The organism is Haloarcula rubripromontorii (assembly GCF_001280425.1).
GTDB classification, from domain to species: Archaea; Halobacteriota; Halobacteria; order Halobacteriales; family Haloarculaceae; genus Haloarcula; species Haloarcula rubripromontorii.
The window spans coordinates 515,009-540,565 of sequence record NZ_LIUF01000001.1 but is presented as its reverse complement, the minus strand read 5'-3'; the positions used below and the strand labels follow the sequence as shown (position 1 = coordinate 540,565).

The window sequence follows — 25,557 nt, the reverse complement described above, 5'->3', positions numbered from 1 at the left end:
TACGGGCAAAAGTTCGTCTGACTGGTAATAAAACCCGCATCGAACTGGCAGTCAATGCCCGGTAGCGGCATAACGGCTGGCGGTGGCAGTTAATTGCTCAGTTAAGCGCGACTGTCAAAGGGTTACTCAGGGAGTAGACAGTTCTCGATATACCGCTGAAACTCGGCTCTCACATCGTCGATAGTCTCCTCATCACTGGTAATTCGTTCTGCCTGAATACCGACTAAAACGGTGTGGAACAGCGCGGCTGTTTGGGATGGGTCTTCGACATCAAATGCGCCTGCATCAACACCTGCCCGGATGACACGAGCGATTTGTTTTCGAATGAAATCATCACTCCTGCGAAAGAGGCGGTTGTAATCGTCGTCGTGTGCTGCTTGCGCCCGCAATTCAATTACAGCCTGCGAAAACTCGACATCACTGTTGCTGCTGGTGCCGAATATTTCATCGACGATTATTTCGATATACTCTTCAGGGGACTGATTGGGAAGTGGAACCTGATTTTCGACCTGCTCCAGCATATAATCCAGAAGATCTACCAACAACTCGTCCTTATTATCGTAATGATGATATATGAGCGACTGACTCTTCCCGAATTCATCACCTATCTTTGAAATAGTCAAATCCGCGTACCCGTGCTGACGTAATGCATAGAATGTAGATTCAAGAATCTCCTCGCGAGTTCCATCTGGGTCCCGGAAAAAGGATATCTCGTTAGTCATCGTTGCTTCGACCGTTTCCTGCTTGTCTGTTACGGTTCAAATGGCTCACGGTTTCACGACTCTTACTGTAGGGCACAACATCAATCTGGGTTGTATTTTCTATCATTGAACTGGATAGCGGGTACAGTTGCAGATAACCATATTCTTGAATATACATTCAATAAACTTAAGCATATTGTCGTCCGCTGTCTCAGCGGGTCGCACTGGATTGTCCTCTGGTTTGTTCTATTCATAGATACATCCCCCTGCTGCCTCAAACCGATTAGTGTCTGATAAGGCCTGTAGAACTGTGTTGAAGACGATAGATAGCAAGGTAGTGTTGGCTTTGATTGAGTACCTGTTTTCGTCTGGCCCCCGGAAGATACGAAAGCACTATATGTGATTGAACGTTTAGTCAACAGCACGAAATGGCTACTCACAAACGAAGAATTCCAAGACGGAGTGTCGCTAGCAACGAGACGCGGTTTGAACGGATTCTCAAGTAACATGGCCTCTACAAAGTATAAACTGCTACTTCTGGCTGTAGTCGGGATTACCATTACCAGCGGAACGGCAACCGCTGCGGTCGTTGGGAGCCCCGATATCGTGGCAACAATTGAAGACGACACAGTCGCTCCGGGCGAACAAAAGACCATAGAAATTTCACTGGTCAACACCGGAGAGCTTGATAGCGGCTCCACTCGAAACCCGGCGTTGAACAGCGAAGTAACAACGGCAAAGGGGCTTACTGTGTCACTCGGATCAGGCGATGCCCCTATCTCAGTCAAGAACTCGAAGCGCAGTCTCGGCACGCTACAGGCCGGGCCGAAAGTAACAGTGCCGTTTGACATCAGCGTGGACGAAGACGCCAGTTCTGGAACGTACGATGCACAACTGCGACTTGACTACAAGCACACAAGCTATATTTCTGAAGGGACAGGGTCACGGGACGAAGACAGAAAAACCAGAACTGTCGACATCGAGATCGACGTCACCGATGACGCCACGTTTAATGTGACCGACATTGACTCGGATGCACGCGTTGACTCTACAGGCACGGTAGCAGTTCGCGTCGAAAACACTGGAGATAGTGCCGCACGGAACGCTGCAGTAACACTGGAATCACAGAATCAGGACCTCACAGTGAGCGGCGGCGCTGCCACTTCACGATTCGTTGATACGTGGAAACCGGGAGAAGTCCGGACGTTCAACTATCGCGTGAGTTCTGCTGAAGCTGCGGAGCCGGAGCCGTACGGTTTTGAGCTCTCGGTCGCATTTGATAACGAAGACGGCCTCCGAACACAATCTGTAGCACAATCCATCGCAGTCGCACCTGACCCAGAACAACAGTTCTCGGTTGTCAATTCAAGTAGTTCTGTTGCGGTCAGTAACACGGGCACGTATGAGGTACAACTCCGCAACACGGGCCCGTTGACTGTTAATGATGCATCTGTCACGTTTGTTTCACAGAACGCCGACATAACGTTTGGAAAAAGCTCATCCACAACCGCCTACGTGGGGGAATGGGAACCGGGAGAAGTCCGGACCGTCCGCGTCGACACGACGGCGAGCCCCGATGCTGAAGACCGAAGCTACGCGCTATCGGCCAACGTGCAGTATGACGACCAGGAAGGCGATACCAGCACATACGATGATGTGCAATTAAGCCTCAGTCCTGCGCCGGAACAGAACTTCGGCGTGTCCAACATCGAAACGTCACTGCAGGCCGGTGAAGACGGATCACTGAGCGCAACCATCACAAACACTGGTACGCGTGATGTCGAAAACGTCGTCATCGCATGGGAAAGTCAGCAGTCAACACTGTCGCCAAAAGAGTCACAGTACGCTGTCGGAGATCTCGATGCGGGCGAATCGGCCAAGTTCAGCTTTGGTGTTGATGTATCCAACAGCGCAGAGGCAGGCGCTCGACAGTTTGACTTCGGCGTGAGCTACCGCGACGATAACGGTGACAGGGTCAAAGCAGACACGCTTGAGGTCCGCTCAGAGGTGGCTGGCAGTCAGGATGAATTCGACATCGAAATTCAGAATTCGACGCTCGGTGTGGGCCAAGACCGGTCAATCACGTTTACGATAACCAACACGAAGGACAAGACGCTAACAAGCATTGAGGGGAAGGCGTTCGTCAATGATCCCCTCAGTAGCAGTGACGACGAAACGTTCATTGCTGAACTGAAACCCGGAGAGTCAGAAACGGTCTCCGTCCAGCTTTCGGCGGGTAGTGATGCGCTGGAGAAGACGTATCCGCTCAACCTAGACTTCCAGTACGAGACGCCTGATGGAGAAAAACGGGTTTCTGACACCTACAGTGTCCCAATAGATGTCACGAACCAGTCTGGAAGCGGAGGGACGCCACTGTGGCTGATTGGTGGCATTGGACTCCTTGCAGTCGCTGGCGGTGTCGTCTGGTACAGGCGACAGTAACCGTCTGAAGCTAACATCTATGTCACAATGCTAGATTATCAGAAATACATCGACATACTGGACGATTGGATTGTCAACCGTGACAAGACAGTCGTCGCTGTGTTCATCATCACAACCCTCATTCTGTCGGCGGGGTTCGGCATGACCGCGACCGACTCAGGGACATCACAGTTCACTGACGGCGTTCCCGCACAGGAAGCGTTCGACGAGGTCAACGACAACTTCGAGCGCGAACCGTTCGGTGAGGGGACTGGCTCTACAACGCTTATTCAAAAGGACCAGAACGTCCTGTCGAAGCCGGCTATCCTCAATATGCTGAAAGCACAGAACCGGCTTACACAGCGTGAATCACAGGACGTTGTCGGGACGACAAGCGTCGCACAGGCAGTCGCCCAGACGCTGGACCCGAACGCGGACACACTCCCAGAGCAGATCGATGCCGTAGAAGCAGCCTCCCAGACGGAGATTAAGTCCGCCACCCGAACCACACTTGAGCGCCAGCCGGCAGTTGCGGGGCTCCTCAGCAACGATCTAAACCGAGAAGAGCCCTCGGCATCTGCAACACTGACGACTGTCACACACGAGGTTTCAGGTGTCTCAAGCAGTGCTGGGACAGAAGGGTCATCACCGCTGACGCCCATTCAACAGGAAGCGGAGTTCATTGTCAGCTCGGTTGACGGTGATATCTCTGTCTTTGGTAGTGGACTCATCTCTGCGGAGTTGAGCAGCGTCATCTCCGACTCGTTGGGGCTTGTTGTCCCAGCCGCCGTGGTTCTGATTCTGTTTTTCCTCATTATCGCGTACCGGGACCCGTTTGACCTGCTCATTGGCCTGGTCTCCCTTGCGATGGCGATTGTGTGGACATTCGGGTTCATGGGATGGGCCGGTATCCCCTTCACGCAGATGTTGATCACAGTCCCGCCGTTGCTTCTTGCCATCGGAATCGACTTCGGGATTCACGCTGTGAACCGATACCGCGAAGAACGGATCGAGGACATCGACCCAACACCCGCGATGCGGACCGCAACTGACCAGTTGCTCCCTGCGTTCTTTATCGTGACAGGAACCACAGTGCTGGGATTCGCCGCAAACGGGACCAGCCAGCTCGGTCCGATCCGCGACCTCGGCTTCGTGGCCAGCGTCGGAATCATATTCACGTTCCTCATCTTCGGTATTTTCCTGCCGTCGTTCAAGCACTTCATCGACCGGCAGCGAGTGCGATACGACCTCCCTGAATTCAGTATCGCTCCAATCGGCTCTGAGGACTCCGCAGTCGGCAAGTCGCTAACCGTCGGCGTGACAATCGCCCGCCGAGCCCCGTACATATTCTTTGCCCTCGTACTGGTGTCTACGGCAGCTATGGGAGCGTATGGAACTGGGATTGATACCCGATTCACCACTGAAGACTTCCTCCCACCGGAGGAGAATCCCGGATACGTTGAGGTTCTGCCGGAAGCTGTGGCTCCGAGCGAGTACACCGTCACGAAACAGATAAATTATCTTGAAGACACCTTCGAAAGCGGTGAGAGTGACACAGTAACGATATATGTTGAAGGGTCCTTACAGGACGGAACAGCGCTAGAGGAGATTCACCGGGCGAATCAGGATCCACCCGACTCCTTTGTTACAGCTGGCGGGAGTGCAGACACGACAAGTATCCTTACCGTGATTAATCGGTACGAGCGAGCTTCGCCGGAGTTCCGTCAACTCGTCGCACAGAACGATCAAAACGGTAACGGTGTGCCTGACCAGAATCTTCCGACCATCTACAACGCGCTGTATGATTCGCCGTACGGTGACCGCGCGGAATCGTATATGACTGACGATTACGCGCGAACGCGCATCGTATACTCTGTCGAGTCTGATGCAAGTCAACAGGAAGTGACAGACGATACGAGAGCCGTTGCAGACGAATTTCGGATGGAGGCGACCGCAACTGGCAGTGTTGTGGTATTAAAAGCTGTATCTGATGTAATCGCAGAATCAGCGTATATCAGCCTGGCTCTCGCAATTCTTGCATCTGCAGCGTTCCTGCTTTTCGCCTACTGGCTACTTGAACGTCGTCCCGGATTGGGGGTTGCGAATCTCGTACCGATACTGCTCACTATTGCCGCCTTGGCGACGACAATGCGGTATCTGGATATTCCATTCAACGTCCTCACCGGAACGACACTATCGATCGGAATCGGGCTTGGTATCGATTACTCCGCACACCTCGTGCATCGGTTCTCCGAGGAGTACCGCGGCGACACCGGGTTGCTTGAAGCGCTCGACATCAGCGTCCGTGGAACTGGTGGCGCACTGGCGGGCAGCATGGTCACCACAACGTCCGGTACCGGAGTGCTTGTCCTCGCGGTTGTTCCGATCCTTGGCCAGTTTGGATTGCTGATCGCCCTCAGCGTCCTTTATTCGTTCATCGCGTCCATACTGGTCCTCCCGACATCGATTGTCATCTGGGACAATAGTCGGGACACGCTCGAAACACTGCTTCCGTCGCGCTCAACATGGAGTCCGAACTAATGGGCTCCCTTCTGCCCATACTCGTGGCCTGTTACGACCAAATCGGATGGTCTAGTTCTGGCCCGAAGAGTGTGTGGTTCGGGGAGACCGGGCTACGGTGGTACCGTAGCAACCAACTAGGGAGAGACTGTTCAGATGACTGACCATAGTGACACACTGGGTGCCACCGAGAGAGAAATCATGTATGCAACGCACCAAGCACTAGTTAAGAGTGGCTACGCTAAACTCTCGATATCGCTCATTTCGGACGAACTCGACAAAGCTAAATCGACGATATATCACTACTATGACTCAAAAGACGCTCTACTAATCGAGTTTCTCAAGTTTTCTATCGATCGATTCGAATCGACAATCAATACGACCATCGGCGACCATCCGAAAGAAGACCTTGACCACATCATAACGACACTCCTACCGAGCCAGTTAAAAAAGGAGAAACGCCAGCTTCACTGCGTATTAGTCACTATTTCTCCGCAAGCGCTAGAACAGGAGGCGTTCCGCGAGCAGTTCACCGAGATCGACAACCGACTCGCAACAATCATCGAAACGACCGTCCGCCGTGGTGTCCGCACAAATGTGTTCCGAGACGTTGACCCGGCGCAAGAGGCCGAGCACATTCTGGCGGTGATCAAAGGAACCATGTACACCCGTCTCACAACCAACCGTGAAGCCGCAGCAGTACGAGCAAGAGAGTCTCTTTTCTCCCATATTGACTCGCATTTGATAGCCTAACCGACCTCAATACCGTATTCCGAAGAACATCCTATACGAAACCATCAATACAAAGATATTTGACAGGTACGCTTCCAATGAAACGTGGCACAGCTCAAAAACACCGGAGTACTCTCTCAACCAGGTCTGATAATGGCGTTCAAAACTTCGCAGGCAGGCGGAGCAACCGGCCACCTACAACTGTAAAAATACCCCACTCGTACAAAATATTATATTCTCTTGCCGTCATTTGCGCCCATGGCGGCGATTGAGGTATCGGAGCTGAGCAAACACTACGGCGACGTTCGGGCCAACGATGACCTGACGTTCACCGTTCAAGAGGGCGAGATTTTCGGCTACCTCGGGCCGAACGGCGCGGGAAAGACGACGACGATTCGCAGTTTGCTCGGCTTCCAGTCGCCGACCGAGGGAACCGCGACGGTGCTCGGCCATGACGTTCGCGACGAAGACGAACTCCTCGAAGCGAAGGCTGAAATCGGGTATCTGCCAGGCGATCCAGGCCTTGACGAACAGGTTACGGGCCGCGAGTACCTTGACTACCAATCGTCGCTCAAAGGCGGCGAACGAGACGGCTATCTCACTCGACTCGCTGGACCCCGACGTCCGCGTCGGGTCGTCGGGAACGTCGAGCCAGTACGCCGGCGCGTGGGCACCCGGGCAACAACAGACGCTCACCTACGTGGTCGCGGCGACCGAGACGGCGACGAACGCGACGTACCCGTTTCGGGTGACAACGGCGTTCGACGACGACCGCGGCGTCCGGCAGACCGACGCGTCCAGCGTCGTCGGCGTTGAACCACAGACCGACCGCCAGTTCGTCGTCACCGACGTGGAAAGCGACGTAGCGGCCGGCGGGTCGGGAACTCTCGCGGTCACGCTCCGGAACGACGGGTCGTGGACGAACGAGGCCACGCTCGCCCTCCGATCGGCCGGTGGGGCACTTGCCGTTGACGGAGGGGATGCGAGCACTCGGTTTGTCGGGGATTGGCCGTCCGAGGCCGAGCGGACGTTTACCTTCGACGTGGCCGCGCCGCCCAGCACGGCGGGCGGGACCTACACGCTCGACGCGGCCGTCGACTACCGGACCGACCGGGGTGCTGACGCGTCGGCCAGGCCAGCGAGCATCGGGGTGGCCGTCGCGCCCGACCCTGACTTCGCTGTCCGCGACCCCGACGTCTCGATGACTGTCGGTGAGGAGGGGCGGGTGCGCGGGACGGTCGTCAACCGCGGCCCCACGCCGGCACGCAATGTCGTGGTCGTGATCTCCTCTCCATCGCCGAACGTCCGGTTCACGGAGACGACGTACGCCCTCGGCGATATCGAGACTGGCTCCACGGCTGAGTTCTCGTTGGACGCGGTAGTCGCCCCGACAGCTGCGGCCGGTCCCCGCCCGTTCGACGTGACCGTCCGCTACGAGGGGCCAAGCGGTGCCGACAGACAGAGCACGCCGCTCCAATTCCGCGGTGATGTCGTACCCCAGCCCGACCGCCTCGCGTTCGAGGCGGTGAACGCCAGCTACGGCATCGACACGAGCAACAGGCTCAGCGTCCGCGTCACGAACGTCGGCGACGCGCGCCTCGAAGACGTACGAGTCAGCCTCGCGACGGCCCCGCCGTTCACCAGCGAATCCCCCAGCGCGTTCGTCAGCGCGCTCGACCCCGGCGAGACCGCGACGCTCGGCTTCGAACTCTCGGTCTCGGAGGCCGCAGTCGAGAGCACCCACGCCGTCGCGCTCAACGCGACCGTCGAGACGACCAACGGTGACATGATCCGGATGGAACCGTCGCTCGTAGCAGTAACCATCGCAGAACCGTCGGGTCCGGGCGGCGATACTGCCTTCGTCGTCGGTGTGGCCGTACTCGCGGCAGTCGTGATTGTGAGCGGGTGGTGGTGGCTCCGTCAGTAAGCACCGATCGTCTCGTTTCAGTCGGATCTATTCCGTCGACCATCGAATTTCCACGCTGGGTGGTATTGGTTTGCGCTTCGTCCGCCATCCAGAATTGAACGTCAAGAGAAATACTCTTACGAACCACCGGATGCTGATGAGAGGGTCTCTCGCCTGTCAAAATCGTCCAGGTCAAAGGTGACACACGAGCCGGCTTGAAATGCTGGCCCTCAGCACTACAACGAAGTGTGTGGGAGGCCTAACTAAAGACCAATGCAATCAACTTTCTCGGACTACTGAATAACATGGACACAGCGGTTGTTTGGATACGGACGGAAACGCATAGTTGGCTACGGACCAACGTTCCTATCATCCATGTACACAATCGCCGATTTACCTATCGAGAATACCCTCCAGACCGTCGAATACGACCTCGGGCTCGAATCGGCACTCCGTCAGATGTTCGAGAACAGCTACACCCAGATCGGTGTCGAACGTGACGGCGAACTCGTCGGGATTGTCACCTACAGGTCCGTGGTCCGGACCCTCCTTGCATTCCAGCGGCTGGAGGTCGGACACAAAACGCTCGATAAGATCTCGGTCGGAGCGGCCGTCGAAGATGCACACACCATCAGCGAGGACGAGAATCTGCTCGCCGTATTCGATGCACTCGCGGAGTACACGTACATCATAGTCGATCGAGACGACGAGTGGCGGATTCTGACCGACTACGATCTCTTGACGCGACTGAAACAGATGCTCGAGCCGTTTCTGTTGATCGAGTCCATCGAAATGCAGTTGCGTGATGTTTTCACGCGAGTGTTCGGGGATTCGCTGTCGGAGCAGTTGGGCGAAACGTTCGACGAGGAACACCCACTGCCTACACCGGCGTCAATCGAGCACTGTAGTTACGCACACTACGCCCAGTTCATTTCGATTCACTGGGAGGAGTTTGAATCACTCTTCGACGACCAACAGGACGTAATTCGCGAGTTAGTGCTTGAAATAGGGGATATGCGAAACCAGCTCTTTCACTTCCGAGTTGACGATCCAGAAGAATTTGACCGCGACATGCTTCGTTTCGGTCAGTCGTACTTCTCCTCAGTGTAACTGTTGCATTCGTACGCGGAGTGTCCTGAGTGTCATACGGCTTGATCGCAAACCAAGCAACTGGCCTGGTGGCTATGCATTGGGACGCTCGGTCTCAACTATTCTTCTCGAGATATTTGATATAGCGATATTGAATTTATTTTCAGTCACAAAAACTGGTCGACTCTCGGCTGAAACGTCGACAGACAAGCGTTCTCGGCCGTGAGAACGATGATAGCCGTCGATCGGTGCACACTGTAGCCGACACGCCTTTTTGACCGGCTCTCGACCACCCCGTATGCGAATCGCGCGACTGCTGACGGACCATGGACCGGTCACCGGCGAATACGTTGACGGTGTCGTCCACGCTGACGATGGACAGTACGTGGTCGGCCGCGATGGACGACTGCTCCCGCCGTGTGATCCGACCGCGCTGTACTGCGTCGGTCGGAACTACGCCGCTACGAACGACCAGATGGATTACGACCGGCCTGAGGAGCCGGATTTCTTCATCAAGCCGCCGGCGGCGCTACTCGCCCATGAGCAGGACATTCCTTACCCGCCGTTCACCGATGAGCTCACCTACGCCGGTGAACTGGCCGCCGTAATCGGCAAGCGCTGTCACGACCTCGACCCGGCCGACGTTCCCGACGCGGTCAGGGGATACACGGTCCTGAACGATGTCGATGCGCTGGACCAGCAGGGCCGAACCGCGCGAAAGGCCTTCGACGGTTCCGGGCCGCTGGGGCCGTGGATCGAGACCGACGTTGATCCCACCAGCATCGACATGTACACCGACATCAACGACGAGCGCCGCCAGTCTGCCAACACCAGCGAGATGCTGTTCGGTCCCCACGAGGTGGTCGCGTACCTCTCGGAGCGGTTCACGTTCCGCCCCGGCGACGTCGTCGCCTTCGGTAGCCCGGCCAACCCGGGGACTGTCGCGCCCGGCGACACGATCGAGATAACCTACGAGGGTGTCGGAACGCTCCGGAACTCGGTTGTCGAGCCGTAGGTGGCCAATACGGGCCGTAACGCCTTTCTCGTCGTCTCCCTGTCGGAGTACGGGTGAGCCCGACCCTTTCAAAAATAAACCGTTACTCGCTATACGAAATCACTGCAGTCTGGTCCGAATCGTCTCCGCGGTTTGCTCGCCGATACCGTCGATAGCTGTCAGTTCCTCGTCGGAGGCCGCTTTGACGCCATCCACGCTGCCGAAGCGCCGGAGCAGTCGCTTCCGCGTTTCGGGGCCGATGCCGGGCACGTCGTCCAGCGTCGTCGACACGTCGTCCCGCAGCGTCTGGTGGTACTGGACGGCAAAGCGGTGTGCTTCGTCACGAACCCGCTGGAGCAGGTGGAGTTGCGGGGCGTCGTCGTCCCAGTCGTACACGCGGTCGGGCGTGATGACCAGCTCCTCGTCTTTCGCGAGCGCGACGGCCGGCACGTCCCAGCCGGTCTCGGCGAGAGCGTCGCGAGCTGCCCCGAGCTGGCCGTCACCGCCGTCAATGAGCAGCAGGTCCGGGTCCGGGCGGTCGTCCCGCTCCTCGACGGCACGCGTGGCCCGCCAGCGGAGGAGTTCGCGCATATTCGCGTAGTCGTCGTTTCGCTCGGTGAGCTTCTTCCGCCGGTAGTCGCTTTTCTTGGGCGTCTCGTCGACGAAGGTGACGTTCGACCCGACGGCAGACCGGCCCTGGGCGTGGCTCACGTCGAACCCTTCGATGCGGTTCGGGCGGTCGATGCCCAGCGCGTCGGCAAGTCGGCCGGTCTCGTCGTCGGTCCCGCCGCGCTGACGGGCGTTTTTCAGCGCGAGGTCGACCAGCGTCGCCTCTCGGCCGGCCCCGGGCACCCCAAGCATGACGCCCTCGCTCTCAAGCCATGCTTCGATGTCCGGGTCGGCGGGGGATTCGGCACAGAGAATCCGGTCGGGTAGCTCCCGCTCGGCGTAGTACTGCGGGATGAACGCCCGGTACACGCCAGCGGTTCCTTCGCCGTCCGGCGCTTCGAGCGTGTGCCGGTCCCGCTCGACGAGCTTGCCGCCCTCGGCGTGGAGCCGGGCGACGATGGCCCGCTCGCCCTCGATAGCGGCCCCCAGCACGTCCGTCGTCTGGTACCCACCGGAGTCGCTGACGGCGGTGTCGCCCTCGCCGTGGAGCGCCTCGACGGCCCCGAGCTTGTCCCGGAGGTTCGCGGCGCGCTCGAACTCCTGGGACTGGGCGGCGGCCTCCATCTCGCGTCGGAGCGGGTCCGCGAGCACGCCGGTCTCGCCCTCGAAATACCGCGTGACCGCTTCCACGTCCTCGGCGTAGTCGCTTTCGCTGATTTCGCCGGTACAGGGCGCGGTGCAGATGCCCATCTCGTAGTCCAGACAGGGCCGGTCCCGATTGCTGTACTTGTGGTCGGAACACCCCCGTAGTCCGTAGGTCTCCCGCAGGGCCTTCACCACCGTTTCGACCCGACCCTTGTCGGTGAACGGCCCGTAGACGGTCGCGCCGTCCGCCGGGTCGCGCGTCACCTCGATTCGAGGGACGGGATGGTCGGTCAACTGCACCAACGGGTATGACTTGTCGTCTTTCAACCGGACGTTGTAGGGCGGCCGGTGGCGCTTGATGAGGTTCGCTTCGAGCAACAGCGCCTGTGTCTCGGTGTCGGTGACGGCGAAGTCGATGGTCCCGGCCCGCTCGACCATCTTGGCGATGCGCTCGCTGCGCGGGTCGGCATAGGAGCGCACGCGGTCCCGCAAGTCGACGGCTTTTCCGACGTAGAGGACTCGGCGCGTGTCGTCCCGGCCCTGTTCAAACAGGTACACGCCGGGCTCCCGTGGCAACGACCCCGCGCGTTCTCGGACCTCGTCGGCGTCCATTGGCTCAGCGTTGGTACTCGGCGGGGTTGAACGTCACGGGAGCGGGTCGTCAGGCGGCTGTGTCGTCTCTTCGGCATCGGAAGTGGGTGTTCCCGGAACGATGGCGGCTTCGATCCGCTCGACGACGCTCTCGTCGTCTGGTGCGGCCAGTTCGATGTCGTCGTCACCGGCGACACGCACGACGAGCAAGCGGTCGCGACTCCAGAGATAGACTCCGAGAACAACGGCGGCAAAGGCCAGCGCAAGACCGCCAAACAGTCGCATTAGGTCGTCAAGTTGCGCCATCAGCGTCAGCATCGTCTGGAGCATCCCGAGCATCCCGCCGATGCCGACGGCACTCGCAGCACCGCCGCTGTCCAGTGAGACGTTGCCGACGAGGCTATCGAGGCTGACGGTCATCCCGGCAGCTACCAGCACGATACCCACGACCAGCGCCTTTACGCCGAGTTCGAGGAACGACCAGTCGCCGCTCGTGGTGGCGTCGACGCCCTCGACGTTGGGTCGGTCGACCTGCCGGTAGTTCGATCCCTCGCGGTCCGGCGTGAACACGAGAACGCGGTGACTCGTCACGACGACGCCACCACGGTCCAGCCGAACGTCCGCTTCGATTGCCTCGCCGTCGTACAGGAGGCTCTCGGCCCGTGCGACCCAATCCATACTTCCCGTTTACTGTGTAGACGTGTATATTCTCCCCCCGTAACCGCTAACTGTGCGCCCTCGAACATGACAGTATGACCGCCGATCCCCGCTGCCCTCACTGCTCGGAGAAAGTCAGTGCGACCGCGACGTGGTGTATGCACTGCGGTCGGGACTTCGATAGCCCGGTCGACGCCGGAACCGGGACGACGGTTCTCGACGCCGGCGGCAGTCAGACCACGTCTGATCTTGAAGCGGCACTCAACGCCGGTGACCTCGACGGTATCCAGAACGCACTCACCCAGAGCGACAACGGGTCGACAATCGTTGGGGTCGTCCTCGCCGGTATCGCCCTGTTCACGCTCCCACTCGTCTCGCCTCCGGGCGCTGCGCTGTATCTCCTTGTCGTCGCCGGCGTCGGAGCGATTGCTGCGACACAGCCGACGTTCGACGCGGCGCTCAGAACCGGCGGGAAGGCACTTGCGCTCGCCCCCTTCCTGCTGGTGTTTATCGACGTGTTCCTCGGATATCTGTTCAGTGGAATGGTGGCGACCAGCGCGACAGTTCTGGTTGGGCCGGCGATTTACGCCGGGCTGGTCATGTACGGTATCCGCTGGTATCGTCGTCGCTGAGCGGTTTGCGCTGGCTCAGTTGCGAGTCGGCGTGCATCTCGACCAGCGTGTCGGCGACTTGTTCGACCGCTCTATCGGCAACAGCCGCTCGCTGGGCATCTGTGAGTTGGGTGTGGCGACCCATGTTCGAACGTGATTGTTCAACTGATAAATACTTCGTGGAGGGTACAATCGGTATCTGAGTGTTTTCTCCGTGAGCGGTCCGCCCGCGTCAGGGCGCTTGCCGGTTCGCTTGGTATCAAAACTACCATGCCTCCCGGATTCGAGAGTGTACCTACTACAGGTGGTTCTGTGACCGAAAAACGCGAATACAAAGACGAGTATCAGGACAAGACGCTGTATCTTCCGGGGCCGACAGAGGTGCGGGAGGACGTTATCGAGGCGATGGCCGAGCCGATGTTCGGCCACCGGATGGACCGGATGACCGACCTCTACACCACCATCGTCGAGGACACGAAGGAGTTCCTCGGGACCGACAACGACGTTATCGTGCTCACGGCGTCGGGCACGGAGTTCTGGGAGTCGACGACGCTGAACCTAGTCGAGGACAGCATGCTCGTGCCGACCTCCGGCGCGTTCAGCGAGCGCCAGGCCAACGTCGCCGAGCGACTGGGCAAGGACGTCGACCGCATCGAGTACGACTGGGGCCAGGCGGTCAAGCCCGACGACATCCGCGACGCGCTGGAATCCGGCGACTACGACGCCGTCGGGGCCGTGATGAACGAGACCTCGACCGGCGTCCGCAACCCAATCGAGGAAATCGGCGACGTGGTCGCGGAGTACCCGGACACCTACTTCATCGTCGACGCTATCTCCTGTCTCGGCGGCGATCAGATCGACATCGAGGCCCACGGCATCGACGCCATCTTCACGTCCACGCAGAAGGCCTTCGCTATGCCGCCCGGACTGGCCGTCTGTGCTGTCAGCGACGCCGCCTACGAGCGGGAACTGGAGAAGGACTCGGCGTCGTGGTACGGCGGCTTCCAGCGCACGCTCGACTACTACGACCGGAAGGGCCAGACTCACTCCACGCCGGCGATTCCGCTCATGCTCGCCTACCGCAAGCAGATGAAACACATGCTCGATGAGACCCACGACGCCCGCGACCAGCGCCATCAGGAGATGGCCGAGTACACCCGCGAGTGGGCCCGCGAGCACTTCGACCTGTATCCCGAGGACGGCTACGAGTCCCAGACGGTGACCTGCATCGAGAACACGCAGGACATCAACGTCGCAGAGACGGTCGAGGCCGTTTCCGAGGAGTACGACATGGTGTTCTCCAGCGGCTACGGCGACATCAGCGAGGAGAGTTTCCGTATCGGACACATGGGCGAACACACCGTCGAGAGCATCAAGGAGCTAACCGACGCAATCGAAGACGTCGCCGATCTGTAACGCAGGTGAAAACCGACGAAGACCGGGTCTATAGCTTGAATTGGAGGATTCAGCGGCCACCACTTGGCGTTTTCACAGTTTGATAATGCTGGGAAGACTATATTACTGCTTGCTACTTTGATGTAGATAGACAAACCGCATGAGTAAAAGTAACAGGCGGAGTACGGAAAGCGACACCTCAAGACCGATGAACGTGACCAGAAAACAGCTCGACTGGACCGAGACTCGACCGAGTGCGGCCGTGACTGAGTATATCTCCGCCCTCACCGGGCGGGAACAGACCGATTTCGCACCGCTGTACGAGACTGTCGACCCCGAAGCGCTCGACTCGCTTATCGACTCCTCGAACCGTTCGACACCTGTCAGTATCTCGTTTGAATATGCCGATCACTCGATCACTGTCCGAAGCGACGGGGAACTCGTCATCAAGGCCCCCAAATCCAGCATCGGTCGATAACCAGAATTTCTGCACCATCTCTGTCTCGTCATACCGGACAGTGGCGGCGTAGGAAACGCACTCACAGCTTTCGTCTGTTGTTCTCCCGATCCGAGGGTCGGAGCAGAGCCGTTTTTGTATCCGAGACGTAACTCTGGGTCAGCATGACCACTGCCGAGGATGTCGCCGGGAACCCCTACATCTCCGATCCGCGGACCGAGTTCGAGTCCGTCGAGGACGTGGACGCCGAGACCGCTCGCGAGCAAGCCGCCCAGTTGCGAGAGGCCATCCGCCATCACGACTACCGGTACTACGTCGAGAACGACCCGGTCATCGGCGACCGGGCCTACGACGCGCTGTTTACCCGGCTCCAGCGACTCGAATCGGCGTTCGACCTCGACACTGACGGGAGTCCGACCCAGCGTGTCGGCGGCGAGCCACTGGACGAACTCCCCGATGTCGAACACGTCGCCCGGATGGGGTCTATCGACCAGGGCGGCGAGGAAGCGGACGTGCGGGAGTTCGACGAGCGGGTCCGAGACGGACTCGACACTGACGACGTGCAATACTTCTGCGAGCCGAAGTTCGACGGCCTCTCCGTCGAGATCGTCTACGAAGATGGCGTCTACCAGCGGGCCGCGACCCGCGGCGACGGCGAGGTCGGTGAGGACGTGACCGAGAACGTCCGAACCATCGCCAGCGTTCCCCAACGGCTGCGCGGTGACTACCCCGACTTCCTGGCCGTCCGCGGCGAGGTGTACATCCCGCGGGACGCCTTCACGGCCTTCAACCGTGAGCGTGTCGAACGCGGCGAAGACCCCTTCGCGAACCCCCGCAACGCCGCCGCCGGGACGCTCCGCCAGCTCGACCCCTCGGTGACCGCCGAGCGCCCGCTATCGGTGTTCTTCTTTGGTGTCCTCGATGCCTCGGTCAGCTTCGAGAGCCACAGCGAGATGCACGACCGATTCCCCGAGTGGGGACTCCGGGTCTGTGACCGAACCGCTATCGTTGACGATATCGACGCCGCAATCGACTACCGGAACGAGCAGCAGCAGGCCCGCGACGACCTCGACTACGAGATCGACGGCGTCGTTATCAAGGTCGATGACATGGCCGCCTGCGACGAACTCGGATCGACCTCCCGCGCCCCGCGCTGGGCGTTCGCCTACAAGTTCCCGGCCCGCAAGGAGGAGACGACGGTGCGTGATATCGTGGTGCAGGTCGGCCGGACCGGACGGCTCACCCCCGTCGCGCTCATGGACCCCGTCGAGGTCGGTGGCGTTACTGTCTCTCGTGCCTCGCTTCACAACCCGTCGCTCATTGCTGACCTCGGCGTTGACGTTGGTGACCGCGTTCGCATCAAGCGAGCCGGCGATGTCATTCCGGATGTCGTCGAAGTGCTTGACGACGACGGCGACGGCCATTTCGAGTTTCCTGAGACTTGCCCGGCCTGTGACAGCCCGGTTGAGCGCGACGGCCCGATGGCGTTCTGTACCGGCGGGCTGACCTGCCCCGCCCAGCGCGAACGCAGCGTCGAGCACTACGCCAGCCGTGATGCGCTGGACATTGAGGGCCTAGGAGAGAAGGCCGTCCAACAACTCCTTGCTGCCGGCCTCGTCTCGGACCCCGCGGACCTGTACGAACTCACTGTCGAGGAGCTTACTGACTTGGAGGGCTGGGGTGAGACCAGCGCTCAGAACCTCGTCGACGGGATGGACGGCGCTCGGGAGCCACCACTCGCGGACTTCCTCGTCGCGCTGGGTATCCCTGAAGTCGGGACTGTCACGGCCCGAAACCTTGCACAGAAGTTCGGTACGTTCGAGGCGATACTCGACGCTGCCGACGAGGGCGATACCGACGCGTTCGAGACGGTCCCCGACGTGGGTCTGACCGTCGCTCGCTCAATCGTGGAGTTCTTCGAGGGCAAGGGCAACCGCGCCGTCATCGACCGCTTGCTCGACCACGTCGACCCACAGGCCGCCGAAGAAACCGGCGGCAACGCTCTCACCGGGCTGACGTTTGTCTTCACTGGGTCGCTCGACGGGTACACTCGCAGCGACGCGCAGGAACTGATCGAGCGAAACGGCGGGTCAGCGACGAGCAGCGTCTCCGGCAACACGGACTATCTGGTGCTGGGCGACAGCCCCGGCCAGCGAAAACAGGACGACGCTGAAGAGTACAACGTGGAAACGCTCAGCGAGGACGAGTTCGAGGCACTGTTGGCCGATGCGGGCGTGTTGTGAGGGCGGCGGTTGAGTGCAGACCTGCCCCCTGTGGTGCGGACGCTGGTTGTGGTATCGAATGCTATTGGACCTTGGCTAGAGCACTTCGAAGTGACTCTTTTCGGACCGCGTCTCGTGCAGTAGCTGGAACAGTTGCCTGAACAGGTGGTTCGATGACTCGATTTGTGTGTCCGGTTTGTAGTGCCAGTGTGCGTACGCCCCGAGACTTCTGAACCGACCGTTCAGCGCATGCGTGAACTTGAACACCGGCTGCGGCCCGAACGAATTGGCGACCTCTGTCATATTTTCAACACAAACGGTGAGATTGTCAACTGCTTTATCGAGGTCAGTTAGTATGTCGTCAATCTCTTTTGCAAGCCCCTTCAGGTCAGCCGACGTGAGTTCGGTGACTCCCAGCGGCCCGTCGATGAAATCCTCATCGTTGACGATATCTTCTGCCGGAAGCTGCGCTGCCATGTTGGGTGTGAGGATTTCGAGTCGCTGTGGCCAGTCCCCAACATTGTGATGCCACGTCTTGAGTTTCAGCGCCGGTGACTTCGTAACAATAAGCACGCCCGTGTTAGCGGACCCGTTCGCACTAAGATGTCGAACACACGTATCCTGTGCCTGATCGCTATTCGGTGACTCATGCAAGAGAAGGCTGCCGCCTGCTTGACGCTGGTGGCTTCGAATCCGACGGATCAGGTCCCGAGATGTCCCCGCCACGGCCACGAAATTACAGTGATTACAGGCCCACTCTGGAGGCACAGTAGTACGTCACCTTCTCCGAATAATACTGTTGTGTTACTGGCCGTTCAGAGGTCCTTGTTCTCGAAGACGTAGTAGCCGGCGACCAGCGGGATGACCAGCCACAACAGGAGATAGCCGATGACCGCGACAGTGCTGTACTGGGGCGGCAAGGCGGCGTTAGCACACTCGGCACCGGCCTGTGTCACTTCGAGCGTTCCACCCAGCATCTCCTCGCACGTCACCTGCGGGTTCGACGTGAGGAGGAGCCGCGAGCGGATCGGCGAGCCCTGTAGTACCTCTTGGACGAGCGTGCGGTACGCCGCGATGGGACTCAGCAGCGAGACGAACAGTTCGACGTGTAGCTGGGTCACTTGGTCGATGTTCGCGTGGTCCGACAGCAGGTTCCCGAGGCCGGCCCCGAGGTTCGACCAGAACACCTGCAGGTACACGTAGATTCCGAGCGACGCCGCCATCGCCCGCCGAGCGGTCTTCAGCGCCGCCGAGAGGCCGATTGCGAACGCCGTGAACACAACGCCGTATGTCATCGTGGCGAGCGCGAACAGCAGGAACGATTCCCACGCAATCTCGATCTCTGACGGGAGCAACACCAGCAAGGTCGTCAGGAACCCGACCGTGACCGGAATGAGCGTGATCGCGCTCCGGCCGACGAACTTGCCGGCGAGCAGCTCGCCGCGCGTGTACGGGAGCGACAGCAGTATCTTCAGGGAGCCGCGCTCGCTCTCGCGGGCAATCGCCGCGTAGCCGATGACGATTGCCACAGCGGGAAGCAGCGGTGCTGCAATCGGCAGTGCAAAGCGGACGTACGCGTCCGTCGTCAGCGACGCCCCGGCCTCGGCGAACTGCTGGCCGATATTGAAATACAGGCCCAGCACCGCCGGCAGGGCGAACAGCACGATGAAGATGAGCGAGAGGACCCAGATCCACGGCGAGCGGACCGTGTCACGGAACTCCTTTTTCGAGATTGGGTACCAGTCGGCGAACTCGGAGTTCTTGATGCTCGTATCGATGTCTCCGAGGAGGCGCTTGACCGGGTTCTGTTCGGCGCTCATGCGTCGACCTCCGCCTGCTCTTCCTGTTGCTCGGTGTAGGCGGCGAACACTTCATCGAGCGAGGCCTCCTCGGTCTCGAAGTTGGCGACCTCGCTCCCGCTTTCCTCGACAGCGTTGAGGACGGCCATCTTCGCGTCACTGTCACAGCCGACGGTGAGCGTGGTTCCGTCCGCAGTCACGGTCGACACCTCGTCGAGCCCCTCGATAGCCGCGACTGCGGCGTCGGTGCCGTCGCCGTCGGAAAGCGTCACACGGAGGACGGTGTCTCCGGCGGCGGCCTCGCGAAGTCCGGCAACGCTGTCTTTCGCGATGAGGCGGCCGTTCTGGAGGATGCCGACCGTGTCACAGACGGCCTCAACCTGGCCGAGGATGTGACTGGAGAAAAAGACAGTCGCGCCGCGCTCGTTCTCCTCGCGGATGATTTCACGCATCAGCCGTGCGCCGTTCGGGTCAAGTCCGGTCGTCGGCTCGTCGAGGATGAGGAGGTCGGGCTTGCCGACGAGCGCCATCGCCAGCACGAGGCGCTGTTGCATCCCTTTGGAGTAGCCGCCGGCCTTGCGGTCGATGGCGTCGGCGATGCCAACCCGTTCGGCCAGTGCATCGGCGTCTTCGTCGGCGTCTTTCGATTCGATGACAAAGGAGAGGTGTTGCCGACCGGTGAGCCGGTCGTACACGTCGTAACCTTCGGGGAGGACTCCAGTGCGGGCACGGATTCGCTTCGGTTCTTCGTGGATGTCGTGGCCGAGTACCGTCGCCGACCCGTCGGTCGCGCGGACGAAATCAAGGAGGATGTTGATCGTTGTCGACTTCCCGGCCCCGTTCGGGCCGAGGAAGCCGAAGATTTCGCCCTCCTCGACGGTGAGGTCGACCCCTTGCAGCGCGGTGAGACTCCCGAACTGCTTGGTGACGCCATCCAGTTCTATCGCTGCCATACGGCCGGTTTGTGACGGCCGCCTGTATAGTCTTTCGTGTTCCAGGTATCAATCAAAAAACTCGATAGACGGGCCGTAGCTGTCGAAACGCCCGCTTACACTTCGGCGTCGGGGTCGTGGCGCTCGGCCATCCGCTGGGCCTCCGTGGCGTAGCGCTCCTGTGTCTCCTCGTCGTTTACCGGTTCGAGCCGCTCGGGTTCGACGTCGACGGCTGCCGTAATCCGTTTGCGCCTGAGCAGGTTCGGCGAGAGCTGCTTGGTCAGGTGGCGGTCGCCCGCCGGAGGCGCGTAGATGAGTGTCACCATGCGCTCGTCGCCGAAACTGGAGCGTTCGACCAGCCAGCACTGGACCGTCTCCTCGTCGTCGGTCATTGCTCTCCGGTTGCCCCGCCGACGGTTTATATCTTACAGCCGGCACGTCGGAGTCACTGTCCTCCCACGCTGACAGCAGATTTATGCCGACAGCGCCGGGACAGTACGACAATCCGACGTGGGCTCCGACGACTCGCCGTTCGACGACGTATCGGCAGACCGGGACTACCTCCGTGTCCTCCTCACTGCCGTGTGTGTCGTCGCCGTGGTGCTGGCGACGGCGACGCTCCCGGTTCTGGCACCCGGTGGGACACAGAGCCCGATTGAATCGCTTATTCCGCTTCCGCAGGAGAACCCGTTCGGGGAGGCCGGCGGGACCGCAGCCGGCGGCAGCGGCGGCCAACTCGGCGCGCTGAACCCGGGGAGCCAGACCAGCGTGGGCGGGTCGCTCAACAGCGGCGACAGTCCGTACCAGTCACAGGACACGGAGCCGCATTTCACCGTCACGAGTTCGGAACCGGCGTACTGGCGGACCGGCGCGTACGAAACCTACACCGGGACGGGGTGGGACGGGCGTGCGGACCCACAGGCCTATCAGGGACCGATGGCGGTCGACGGGATGGCCGACACGACGGTCGACTACGAGGTACAACTGGCCAAGTCCGCAACGTCGCTCCCGACCGTCTGGCGGCCGAAGTCGGTGTCCCGTGACGACGTGATGGTCACCGAGTACGGCGCAGTCACGTCCGAGCGACCACTGCCTGCCGGAACGACATACAGCGCGACCAGCGTGACACCTCCCGACGACCCGGCGGTGCTGCGGACGAGTGGCCGCGACTACCCCGAGGAGATCGAATCGCGCTACACGGGCGTCCCGGCGTCGACCTCGGCACAGGTGGGGCCATTTACTGACCGACTGACCGAGGACAGCGACTCGCCCTACGAGACGGCAGCGACCATCGAGCGGTGGTTGGAGACGAACAAGAACTACTCGCTGAACGTCAGTCAGCCGCCCGAAGACGACGTGGCCTCGGAGTTCATCTTCCAGATGGACGAGGGGTACTGCGAGTACTTCGCCACGTCGATGGTGGTGATGCTGCGGAGTCAGGACATCCCGGCGCGCTACGTCGTCGGCTACTCCACCGGCGAGCGGACCGGCCAGAACCAGTACACCGTTCGCGGAATGAACGCCCACGCGTGGGTCGAGGTGTACTTCGAGGGCGTCGGCTGGGTGAAGTTCGACCCGACGCCGGGGCAGGAGCGGCTGGAATCCGAACAGCAGGCGATGCAAAACAGTAGTCAGGCGTACAGCGCATCGGAGTCCGGAAGTCCCGACGAGGAGTTCGCCGTCGGAACGCCGACGGGCGAGCCACAGACTGAAGCCCCGACTGGCGATGGGCAAGAGTCAGCGAGCGACGGGGTCGAGGGAACTGAGACGGGTGCAAACGGGACCGGTGACACCGACGGGACCGGCGACTCGGGCGACGGACAGACTGTCTCGCAGTCCGGCGAGTTCGTCATCGAACTCAACCGGACGGCGACGCCGGGCGCGGCGGTGGCCGCGACGGTGACACGCGACGGCGCGCCGGTCGAGGGCGCGATGGTCGCGTTCAACGGTGAGCCGGTCGGAACGACAGGCCCGGACGGCACCGTTTCCGGGACGGTCCCGTATGAAGCCGAGCTGACGATTTCCGTTGATGCACCCAGCAACGAGGCATCACTCGTCGCTCCCTCGGTCCCGCGTGACAGCGCTCGCGCCTTCGCTGTGACCGGCCCGCAGGCCCAGCAGTCGACGAACGCGAGCTACGAACTGAACACGACCGCGTCGGTGAGTATCACCGGTGAACAGGTCACCGGCGGCGAGGTGACTGTCACTGCGACCGTCGACGGCGTGCCGGTTCGGGACGGCGATGTCCTGCTCGACGGCGAGCAGGTGGCGACGACGGACCGACAGGGGCGGGCATCGGTCACGCTCCCGGCCGAACCGGGCAACGTCTCGGTTGCCGTCGAGCGCGACGCTGTCAGCGGTAACACGACTGTCGTGCTTGAGCGGCTCTCCGTAGCAACGTCGCCGACGCTCCCGCTGGCCGTGCCGGTCGCTGGCCAGACGGTGAACGCGACGATGGGCGGGGACCCGGTCACGAACGCCACAGTCACACTCGGCGGGGAGCCGACAGCACGAACCGGCGCGGCCGGTCAGGCGACGGTCGGTATGCCAGTCGCGGCAAGCGCCGAAATTTCCGTCTCGAAGTACGGACAGACGACCACGACGACCGTTGGCGGTCTGTTCGTCAACGCCGCGGTCGTCGCTGGCGCTCTCGGTGTCCTCGTTGCCGGAACGGTCGTCGGCGCTCGACGGCGGAACGTCACGCCGGGGACGCTCTGGGGCTGGGTGCGGGCCGTACGCGAACTCGCCGTCGGGGCGCTTGTCGGCGTTGCGGTGGTGGCCGATGACTTACTGGGCCGTTTCCGAACACGACTCGAACTCACTGTCACGGCGCTCCGTGACCTGCTCGCCGGCCACCGGTCGCCGGCGACACTGCTCGACGCGTTGCGAGCGTGGATCTCTGAACGACTTTCAGCGGCCGAAGACGCAGCCAGCGATGCGATGGCGGCTGTCTCCACGACTGCGTCCAACGGGGGCGACGGAACGACCGCGGCCCGCGTCACCATCCGCGAAGCGTGGACGCGCTTCCTGACTCACGTTTCCCTTCGGCGGTACTGGACGCGGACACCCGGCGAGATCGCGACCCACGCAATCGAACGCGACGGTCTCCCGCCGGCCGCTGTTCGGACGGTCCGGGATGCGTTCCGGGCGGTCGAGTACGGCCAGCGGGACCCACAGGAACACGTGGCAGCCGTCGAGGACGCGATCCGGATCATAGAGACGGCCGCCGGACAGCAGTCCACCGCGACCGACGACACTGACGACGCAACGGAGGGGCAGGCCTGATGCGCCTCAGAACGGTCGTCTTCGGGACTGTGGGGCTGCTGGCGACCGTTGTCGCGGCCTCCCTTCTGTTTGCGCCGACGGCTGCCGGCGCGTCGCTGGTCGCCGTATTCGGGAGTGTTGCTCCGACGACTGCCCTTCTCGCCGGGAGTCTGACCGTGGGCCTCTGTGCGGTCCTCGCCGGCTGGCTCGGCGGGCTGCTTGGCAGTGGCTCACCGACTGCCTTCGACGTGGCCCTCGACAGTCCTCCGGAAGACGTGACAGCGACGGAGAGCCGGCTGTTCGCCGCTGACATTGACGCGGCTATCGACGACGCCGTCGCTGGCGACGACGCGGCGATGGACACGGTTACCGAGCGACTTACCGCGGCAGCGACGACGGCCTATGCTATCGGTGCCGGCGTCTCGCAGGCGTCCGCTCACCGGGCAGTACGCGCCGGGACGTGGACCGACGACGCCGTCGCGGCGGCGCTGCTCGCTCCCGACGAACCGCAGTCACTGCTGGCCCGGCTCCGCCTGTGGCTCGACCCGGAGAGCGAGCGCCGCCGCCGCATCCGCCGGACGGTCGACGCTATCGAGCAAGTCTCTGGAGGTGCGCGCTGACGATGCACCGCCGCGTGCGCCGTTGGAGTGGCGGCCTCGCAGCCGCGCTGTTTCTCGTCAGCGTCTCGCTTCTGACCGCCGAGCCGCTGTTGCTCGCAGCGACTGCAATCCCGCTCATCTACGTCGCGTACGGCGCGCTCTCGCGGCTCCCGGCGGGAACTGACCTGCAAGCGACACGGTCCGTCTCCGACGCCCAGCCGACGCCGGGCGAACCGGTTACGGTCGAACTCACGCTCGCGAACACTGGCAGCAGTTCGCTGACCGACGTGCGGGTCATCGACGGCGTGCCCGAGGAACTGGCCGTCGTCGAGGGGTCACCGCGGCTCTGTACCTCGCTTCGGCCCGACGAGAGCGTGACGCTGTCTTACGCTGTGATGGCAAAGCGGGGGACCTACACGTTTGACGCCGCCGCGGTGCGGGTGCGGACGCTGTCGGCCAGCGACGAGGTGACCGTCGACCTGACGGTGGCCGGTGACGGGACGCTGACCTGCTCGAACACCGTTTCCGAAGTGCCGATGGCCGACGCCACGCTCCCGCGGGCGGGCACACTCCCGACCGACACCGGTGGGAGCGGTCTGGAGTTCCACTCGACGCGGAGCTACCAGCCCGGGGACCCGGTCAATCGCATCGACTGGCGGCGCTACGCCAAGACCGACGAGCTGACGACCATCGACTACCGGGAGGAACAGGCCGTCAGGACGGTGCTGGTCGTGGACGCGCGGCCGCCGGCCCGGGTGACGCCGGAGCCGGGGTACCCGACCGGAGCCGAACTATCGGCGTACGCGGCCGAGCGTCTGTTCGACGCGCTCTCCCGGACTAGCGTCGTCGCAAGTGTCTGTGCCGTCGGGCTGGCCGAAGAAGATGTCCCCGGCGGGCTCGGGCCGGACGGGCTGGCGTGGGTCGACGCCTCGGGCGGTCACGCGGCCGCCCACGCGAGACAGATATTCGACAGCGTGGGACGCGCCGCGGCCCGGCAGTCGGACGCCGAGACGGCCGGTGACGCCGACGTGTCCGAGGACGGGCCACAACAGCAGTCCCGGGGCGAAGCGGCGAGGGTGACGACGGCCGACGGCGGGACCATCGAGGACCCGGCCCTGCTCGCCGTACTCGCCCGGCTCCCGCCGACCGCGCAGGTGGTCGTGTTCTCACCGGCCGCCGACGACTGGTCCGTCTCGCTGGTGTCGTCGCTCGCGGTCCGCGATTACCCGACGACGCTCGTCAGTCCGTCGCTGGCCCGCGGCGACTCGCTCGGCGCGGCCGTCGCGAGTACGGAACGCGCCGCCCGCCTCCAGCGAGCCGAACTGTCCCGCGCGACCGTTATCGACTGGGACCTCGACAGCCCAATCGACGTGGCGCTTCGCGCCTCGCTTGCGGACCTGTTCAGCGTGTAAC

The 25,557-nt window shown here is 61.4% G+C and carries 22 protein-coding genes; 14 read left to right on the top strand and 8 right to left on the bottom strand.

Features of this window, described 5'->3' with window-relative positions; translation table 11 throughout:
• Positions 1–122: 122 nt before the first annotated feature.
• Positions 123–722 carry a TetR/AcrR family transcriptional regulator gene (locus AMS69_RS02795; protein ID WP_053966572.1) on the bottom strand — a complete coding sequence of 200 codons (600 nt, stop codon included), beginning with the start codon at positions 720–722 and terminating at the stop codon, positions 123–125.
• Positions 723–1,208: 486 nt separating this feature from the next.
• Between AMS69_RS02795 and AMS69_RS02790 the strand changes: the two genes are divergently transcribed.
• The 7 genes from AMS69_RS02790 to AMS69_RS02760 all read left to right on the top strand — a co-directional run bounded on the left by AMS69_RS02790 (position 1,209) and on the right by AMS69_RS02760 (position 10,384).
• Positions 1,209–3,143 (top strand): COG1361 S-layer family protein, encoded by a 1,935-nt coding sequence (locus AMS69_RS02790; RefSeq protein WP_053966571.1) that lies wholly within the window; start codon positions 1,209–1,211, stop codon positions 3,141–3,143.
• A gap of 27 nt (positions 3,144–3,170) precedes the next feature.
• Positions 3,171–5,663: an efflux RND transporter permease subunit gene (locus AMS69_RS02785; RefSeq protein WP_053966570.1), complete on the top strand. Its 2,493-nt coding sequence runs from the start codon at positions 3,171–3,173 to the stop codon at positions 5,661–5,663.
• Between the two features lie 135 nt (positions 5,664–5,798).
• Positions 5,799–6,395, top strand: coding sequence for a TetR/AcrR family transcriptional regulator (locus AMS69_RS02780; protein WP_053966569.1), 597 nt, complete (start codon positions 5,799–5,801; stop codon positions 6,393–6,395).
• Between the two features lie 237 nt (positions 6,396–6,632).
• Positions 6,633–7,190, top strand: coding sequence for an ATP-binding cassette domain-containing protein (locus AMS69_RS21160; RefSeq protein ID WP_053966568.1), 558 nt, complete (start codon positions 6,633–6,635; stop codon positions 7,188–7,190).
• Positions 7,075–8,301, top strand: coding sequence for a COG1361 S-layer family protein (locus tag AMS69_RS02770; RefSeq protein WP_162230981.1), 1,227 nt, complete (start codon positions 7,075–7,077; stop codon positions 8,299–8,301). Before AMS69_RS21160 ends, AMS69_RS02770 begins: the two co-directional genes overlap by 116 nt.
• Before the next feature lie 354 nt (positions 8,302–8,655).
• Positions 8,656–9,390 (top strand): CBS domain-containing protein, encoded by a 735-nt coding sequence (locus tag AMS69_RS02765; protein WP_053966566.1) that lies wholly within the window; start codon positions 8,656–8,658, stop codon positions 9,388–9,390.
• 277 nt (positions 9,391–9,667) lie between these two features.
• Positions 9,668–10,384, top strand: a complete 717-nt coding sequence (locus tag AMS69_RS02760; RefSeq protein ID WP_053966565.1) for a fumarylacetoacetate hydrolase family protein — start codon at positions 9,668–9,670, stop codon at positions 10,382–10,384.
• Positions 10,385–10,483: 99 nt separating this feature from the next.
• Here AMS69_RS02760 and AMS69_RS02755 read toward each other — a convergent pair whose 3' ends face one another.
• A complete protein-coding gene (locus AMS69_RS02755) occupies positions 10,484–12,229 on the bottom strand; it encodes an excinuclease ABC subunit C (RefSeq protein WP_053966564.1) in 1,746 nt (581 codons plus the stop codon).
• Positions 12,230–12,262: 33 nt separating this feature from the next.
• Positions 12,263–12,886 carry a hypothetical protein gene (locus AMS69_RS02750; protein WP_053966563.1) on the bottom strand — a complete coding sequence of 208 codons (624 nt, stop codon included), beginning with the start codon at positions 12,884–12,886 and terminating at the stop codon, positions 12,263–12,265.
• A gap of 137 nt (positions 12,887–13,023) precedes the next feature.
• On the opposite strand from AMS69_RS02750, the gene AMS69_RS02745 reads away from it, so the two are divergent.
• Complete coding sequence (locus tag AMS69_RS02745; protein ID WP_053966562.1) at positions 13,024–13,497, top strand: hypothetical protein; 474 nt, start codon at positions 13,024–13,026, stop codon at positions 13,495–13,497.
• Here the strand turns inward: AMS69_RS02745 and AMS69_RS20075 are convergent.
• On the bottom strand, positions 13,463–13,621 hold the full coding sequence (locus AMS69_RS20075) for a hypothetical protein (protein WP_155119933.1): 159 nt from the start codon (positions 13,619–13,621) through the stop codon (positions 13,463–13,465). The genes AMS69_RS02745 and AMS69_RS20075 overlap by 35 nt on opposite strands.
• A 167-nt stretch (positions 13,622–13,788) precedes the next feature.
• Between AMS69_RS20075 and AMS69_RS02740 the strand changes: the two genes are divergently transcribed.
• From AMS69_RS02740 to ligA, 3 genes are all read left to right on the top strand, one after another.
• Positions 13,789–14,892: a pyridoxal-phosphate-dependent aminotransferase family protein gene (locus tag AMS69_RS02740; RefSeq protein ID WP_053966561.1), complete on the top strand. Its 1,104-nt coding sequence runs from the start codon at positions 13,789–13,791 to the stop codon at positions 14,890–14,892.
• Between the two features lie 139 nt (positions 14,893–15,031).
• Positions 15,032–15,349, top strand: a complete 318-nt coding sequence (locus AMS69_RS02735) for a HalOD1 output domain-containing protein (RefSeq protein WP_337999197.1) — start codon at positions 15,032–15,034, stop codon at positions 15,347–15,349.
• A gap of 143 nt (positions 15,350–15,492) precedes the next feature.
• The gene (gene ligA, locus AMS69_RS02730) at positions 15,493–17,571 is read left to right on the top strand and encodes an NAD-dependent DNA ligase LigA (protein ID WP_053966559.1); all 2,079 of its coding nucleotides are present in this window, start codon (positions 15,493–15,495) and stop codon (positions 17,569–17,571) included.
• A 75-nt stretch (positions 17,572–17,646) separates the two neighbouring features.
• Here ligA and AMS69_RS02725 read toward each other — a convergent pair whose 3' ends face one another.
• The 4 genes from AMS69_RS02725 to AMS69_RS02710 form a co-directional block, all read right to left on the bottom strand.
• Positions 17,647–18,276 (bottom strand): DUF7504 family protein, encoded by a 630-nt coding sequence (locus AMS69_RS02725; protein WP_420870611.1) that lies wholly within the window; start codon positions 18,274–18,276, stop codon positions 17,647–17,649.
• An 89-nt stretch (positions 18,277–18,365) separates the two neighbouring features.
• The gene (locus AMS69_RS02720) at positions 18,366–19,370 is read right to left on the bottom strand and encodes an ABC transporter permease (protein ID WP_053966557.1); all 1,005 of its coding nucleotides are present in this window, start codon (positions 19,368–19,370) and stop codon (positions 18,366–18,368) included.
• Positions 19,367–20,302 carry an ABC transporter ATP-binding protein gene (locus tag AMS69_RS02715; RefSeq protein ID WP_053966556.1) on the bottom strand — a complete coding sequence of 312 codons (936 nt, stop codon included), beginning with the start codon at positions 20,300–20,302 and terminating at the stop codon, positions 19,367–19,369. Before AMS69_RS02715 ends, AMS69_RS02720 begins: the two co-directional genes overlap by 4 nt.
• 95 nt (positions 20,303–20,397) lie before the next feature.
• Positions 20,398–20,673, bottom strand: coding sequence for a hypothetical protein (locus tag AMS69_RS02710; RefSeq protein WP_053966555.1), 276 nt, complete (start codon positions 20,671–20,673; stop codon positions 20,398–20,400).
• Between the two features lie 118 nt (positions 20,674–20,791).
• Between AMS69_RS02710 and AMS69_RS02705 the strand changes: the two genes are divergently transcribed.
• Genes AMS69_RS02705 through AMS69_RS02695 form a run of 3 tightly spaced genes read left to right on the top strand, consistent with a single transcriptional unit; the run spans position 20,792 to position 25,556 of the window.
• Entirely contained in the window at positions 20,792–23,566 is a 2,775-nt protein-coding gene (locus AMS69_RS02705) for a transglutaminase TgpA family protein (RefSeq protein ID WP_053966554.1), read from the top strand.
• Positions 23,566–24,165 carry a DUF7269 family protein gene (locus AMS69_RS02700; protein ID WP_053966553.1) on the top strand — a complete coding sequence of 200 codons (600 nt, stop codon included), beginning with the start codon at positions 23,566–23,568 and terminating at the stop codon, positions 24,163–24,165. Before AMS69_RS02705 ends, AMS69_RS02700 begins: the two co-directional genes overlap by 1 nt.
• A 2-nt stretch (positions 24,166–24,167) precedes the next feature.
• Positions 24,168–25,556: a DUF58 domain-containing protein gene (locus tag AMS69_RS02695; RefSeq protein WP_053966552.1), complete on the top strand. Its 1,389-nt coding sequence runs from the start codon at positions 24,168–24,170 to the stop codon at positions 25,554–25,556.
• The last annotated feature ends 1 nt before the right edge of the window (position 25,557 follow it).

Bases quoted from the DNA above. Each gene is read 5' to 3' on its own strand.
- AMS69_RS02795 (WP_053966572.1), bottom strand. From the start codon at position 722: ATGACTAACGAGATATCCTTTTTCCGGGACCCAGATGGAACTCGCGAG.
- AMS69_RS02790 (WP_053966571.1), top strand. From the start codon at position 1,209: ATGGCCTCTACAAAGTATAAACTGCTACTTCTGGCTGTAGTCGGGATT.
- AMS69_RS02785 (WP_053966570.1), top strand. From the start codon at position 3,171: ATGCTAGATTATCAGAAATACATCGACATACTGGACGATTGGATTGTC.
- AMS69_RS02780 (WP_053966569.1), top strand. From the start codon at position 5,799: ATGACTGACCATAGTGACACACTGGGTGCCACCGAGAGAGAAATCATG.
- AMS69_RS21160 (WP_053966568.1), top strand. From the start codon at position 6,633: ATGGCGGCGATTGAGGTATCGGAGCTGAGCAAACACTACGGCGACGTT.
- AMS69_RS02765 (WP_053966566.1), top strand. From the start codon at position 8,656: ATGTACACAATCGCCGATTTACCTATCGAGAATACCCTCCAGACCGTC.
- AMS69_RS02760 (WP_053966565.1), top strand. From the start codon at position 9,668: ATGCGAATCGCGCGACTGCTGACGGACCATGGACCGGTCACCGGCGAA.
- AMS69_RS02755 (WP_053966564.1), bottom strand. From the start codon at position 12,229: ATGGACGCCGACGAGGTCCGAGAACGCGCGGGGTCGTTGCCACGGGAG.
- AMS69_RS02750 (WP_053966563.1), bottom strand. From the start codon at position 12,886: ATGGATTGGGTCGCACGGGCCGAGAGCCTCCTGTACGACGGCGAGGCA.
- AMS69_RS02745 (WP_053966562.1), top strand. From the start codon at position 13,024: ATGCACTGCGGTCGGGACTTCGATAGCCCGGTCGACGCCGGAACCGGG.
- AMS69_RS20075 (WP_155119933.1), bottom strand. From the start codon at position 13,621: ATGGGTCGCCACACCCAACTCACAGATGCCCAGCGAGCGGCTGTTGCC.
- AMS69_RS02735 (WP_337999197.1), top strand. From the start codon at position 15,032: ATGAGTAAAAGTAACAGGCGGAGTACGGAAAGCGACACCTCAAGACCG.
- ligA (WP_053966559.1), top strand. From the start codon at position 15,493: ATGACCACTGCCGAGGATGTCGCCGGGAACCCCTACATCTCCGATCCG.
- AMS69_RS02720 (WP_053966557.1), bottom strand. From the start codon at position 19,370: ATGAGCGCCGAACAGAACCCGGTCAAGCGCCTCCTCGGAGACATCGAT.
- AMS69_RS02715 (WP_053966556.1), bottom strand. From the start codon at position 20,302: ATGGCAGCGATAGAACTGGATGGCGTCACCAAGCAGTTCGGGAGTCTC.
- AMS69_RS02710 (WP_053966555.1), bottom strand. From the start codon at position 20,673: ATGACCGACGACGAGGAGACGGTCCAGTGCTGGCTGGTCGAACGCTCC.
- AMS69_RS02700 (WP_053966553.1), top strand. From the start codon at position 23,566: ATGCGCCTCAGAACGGTCGTCTTCGGGACTGTGGGGCTGCTGGCGACC.
- AMS69_RS02695 (WP_053966552.1), top strand. From the start codon at position 24,168: ATGCACCGCCGCGTGCGCCGTTGGAGTGGCGGCCTCGCAGCCGCGCTG.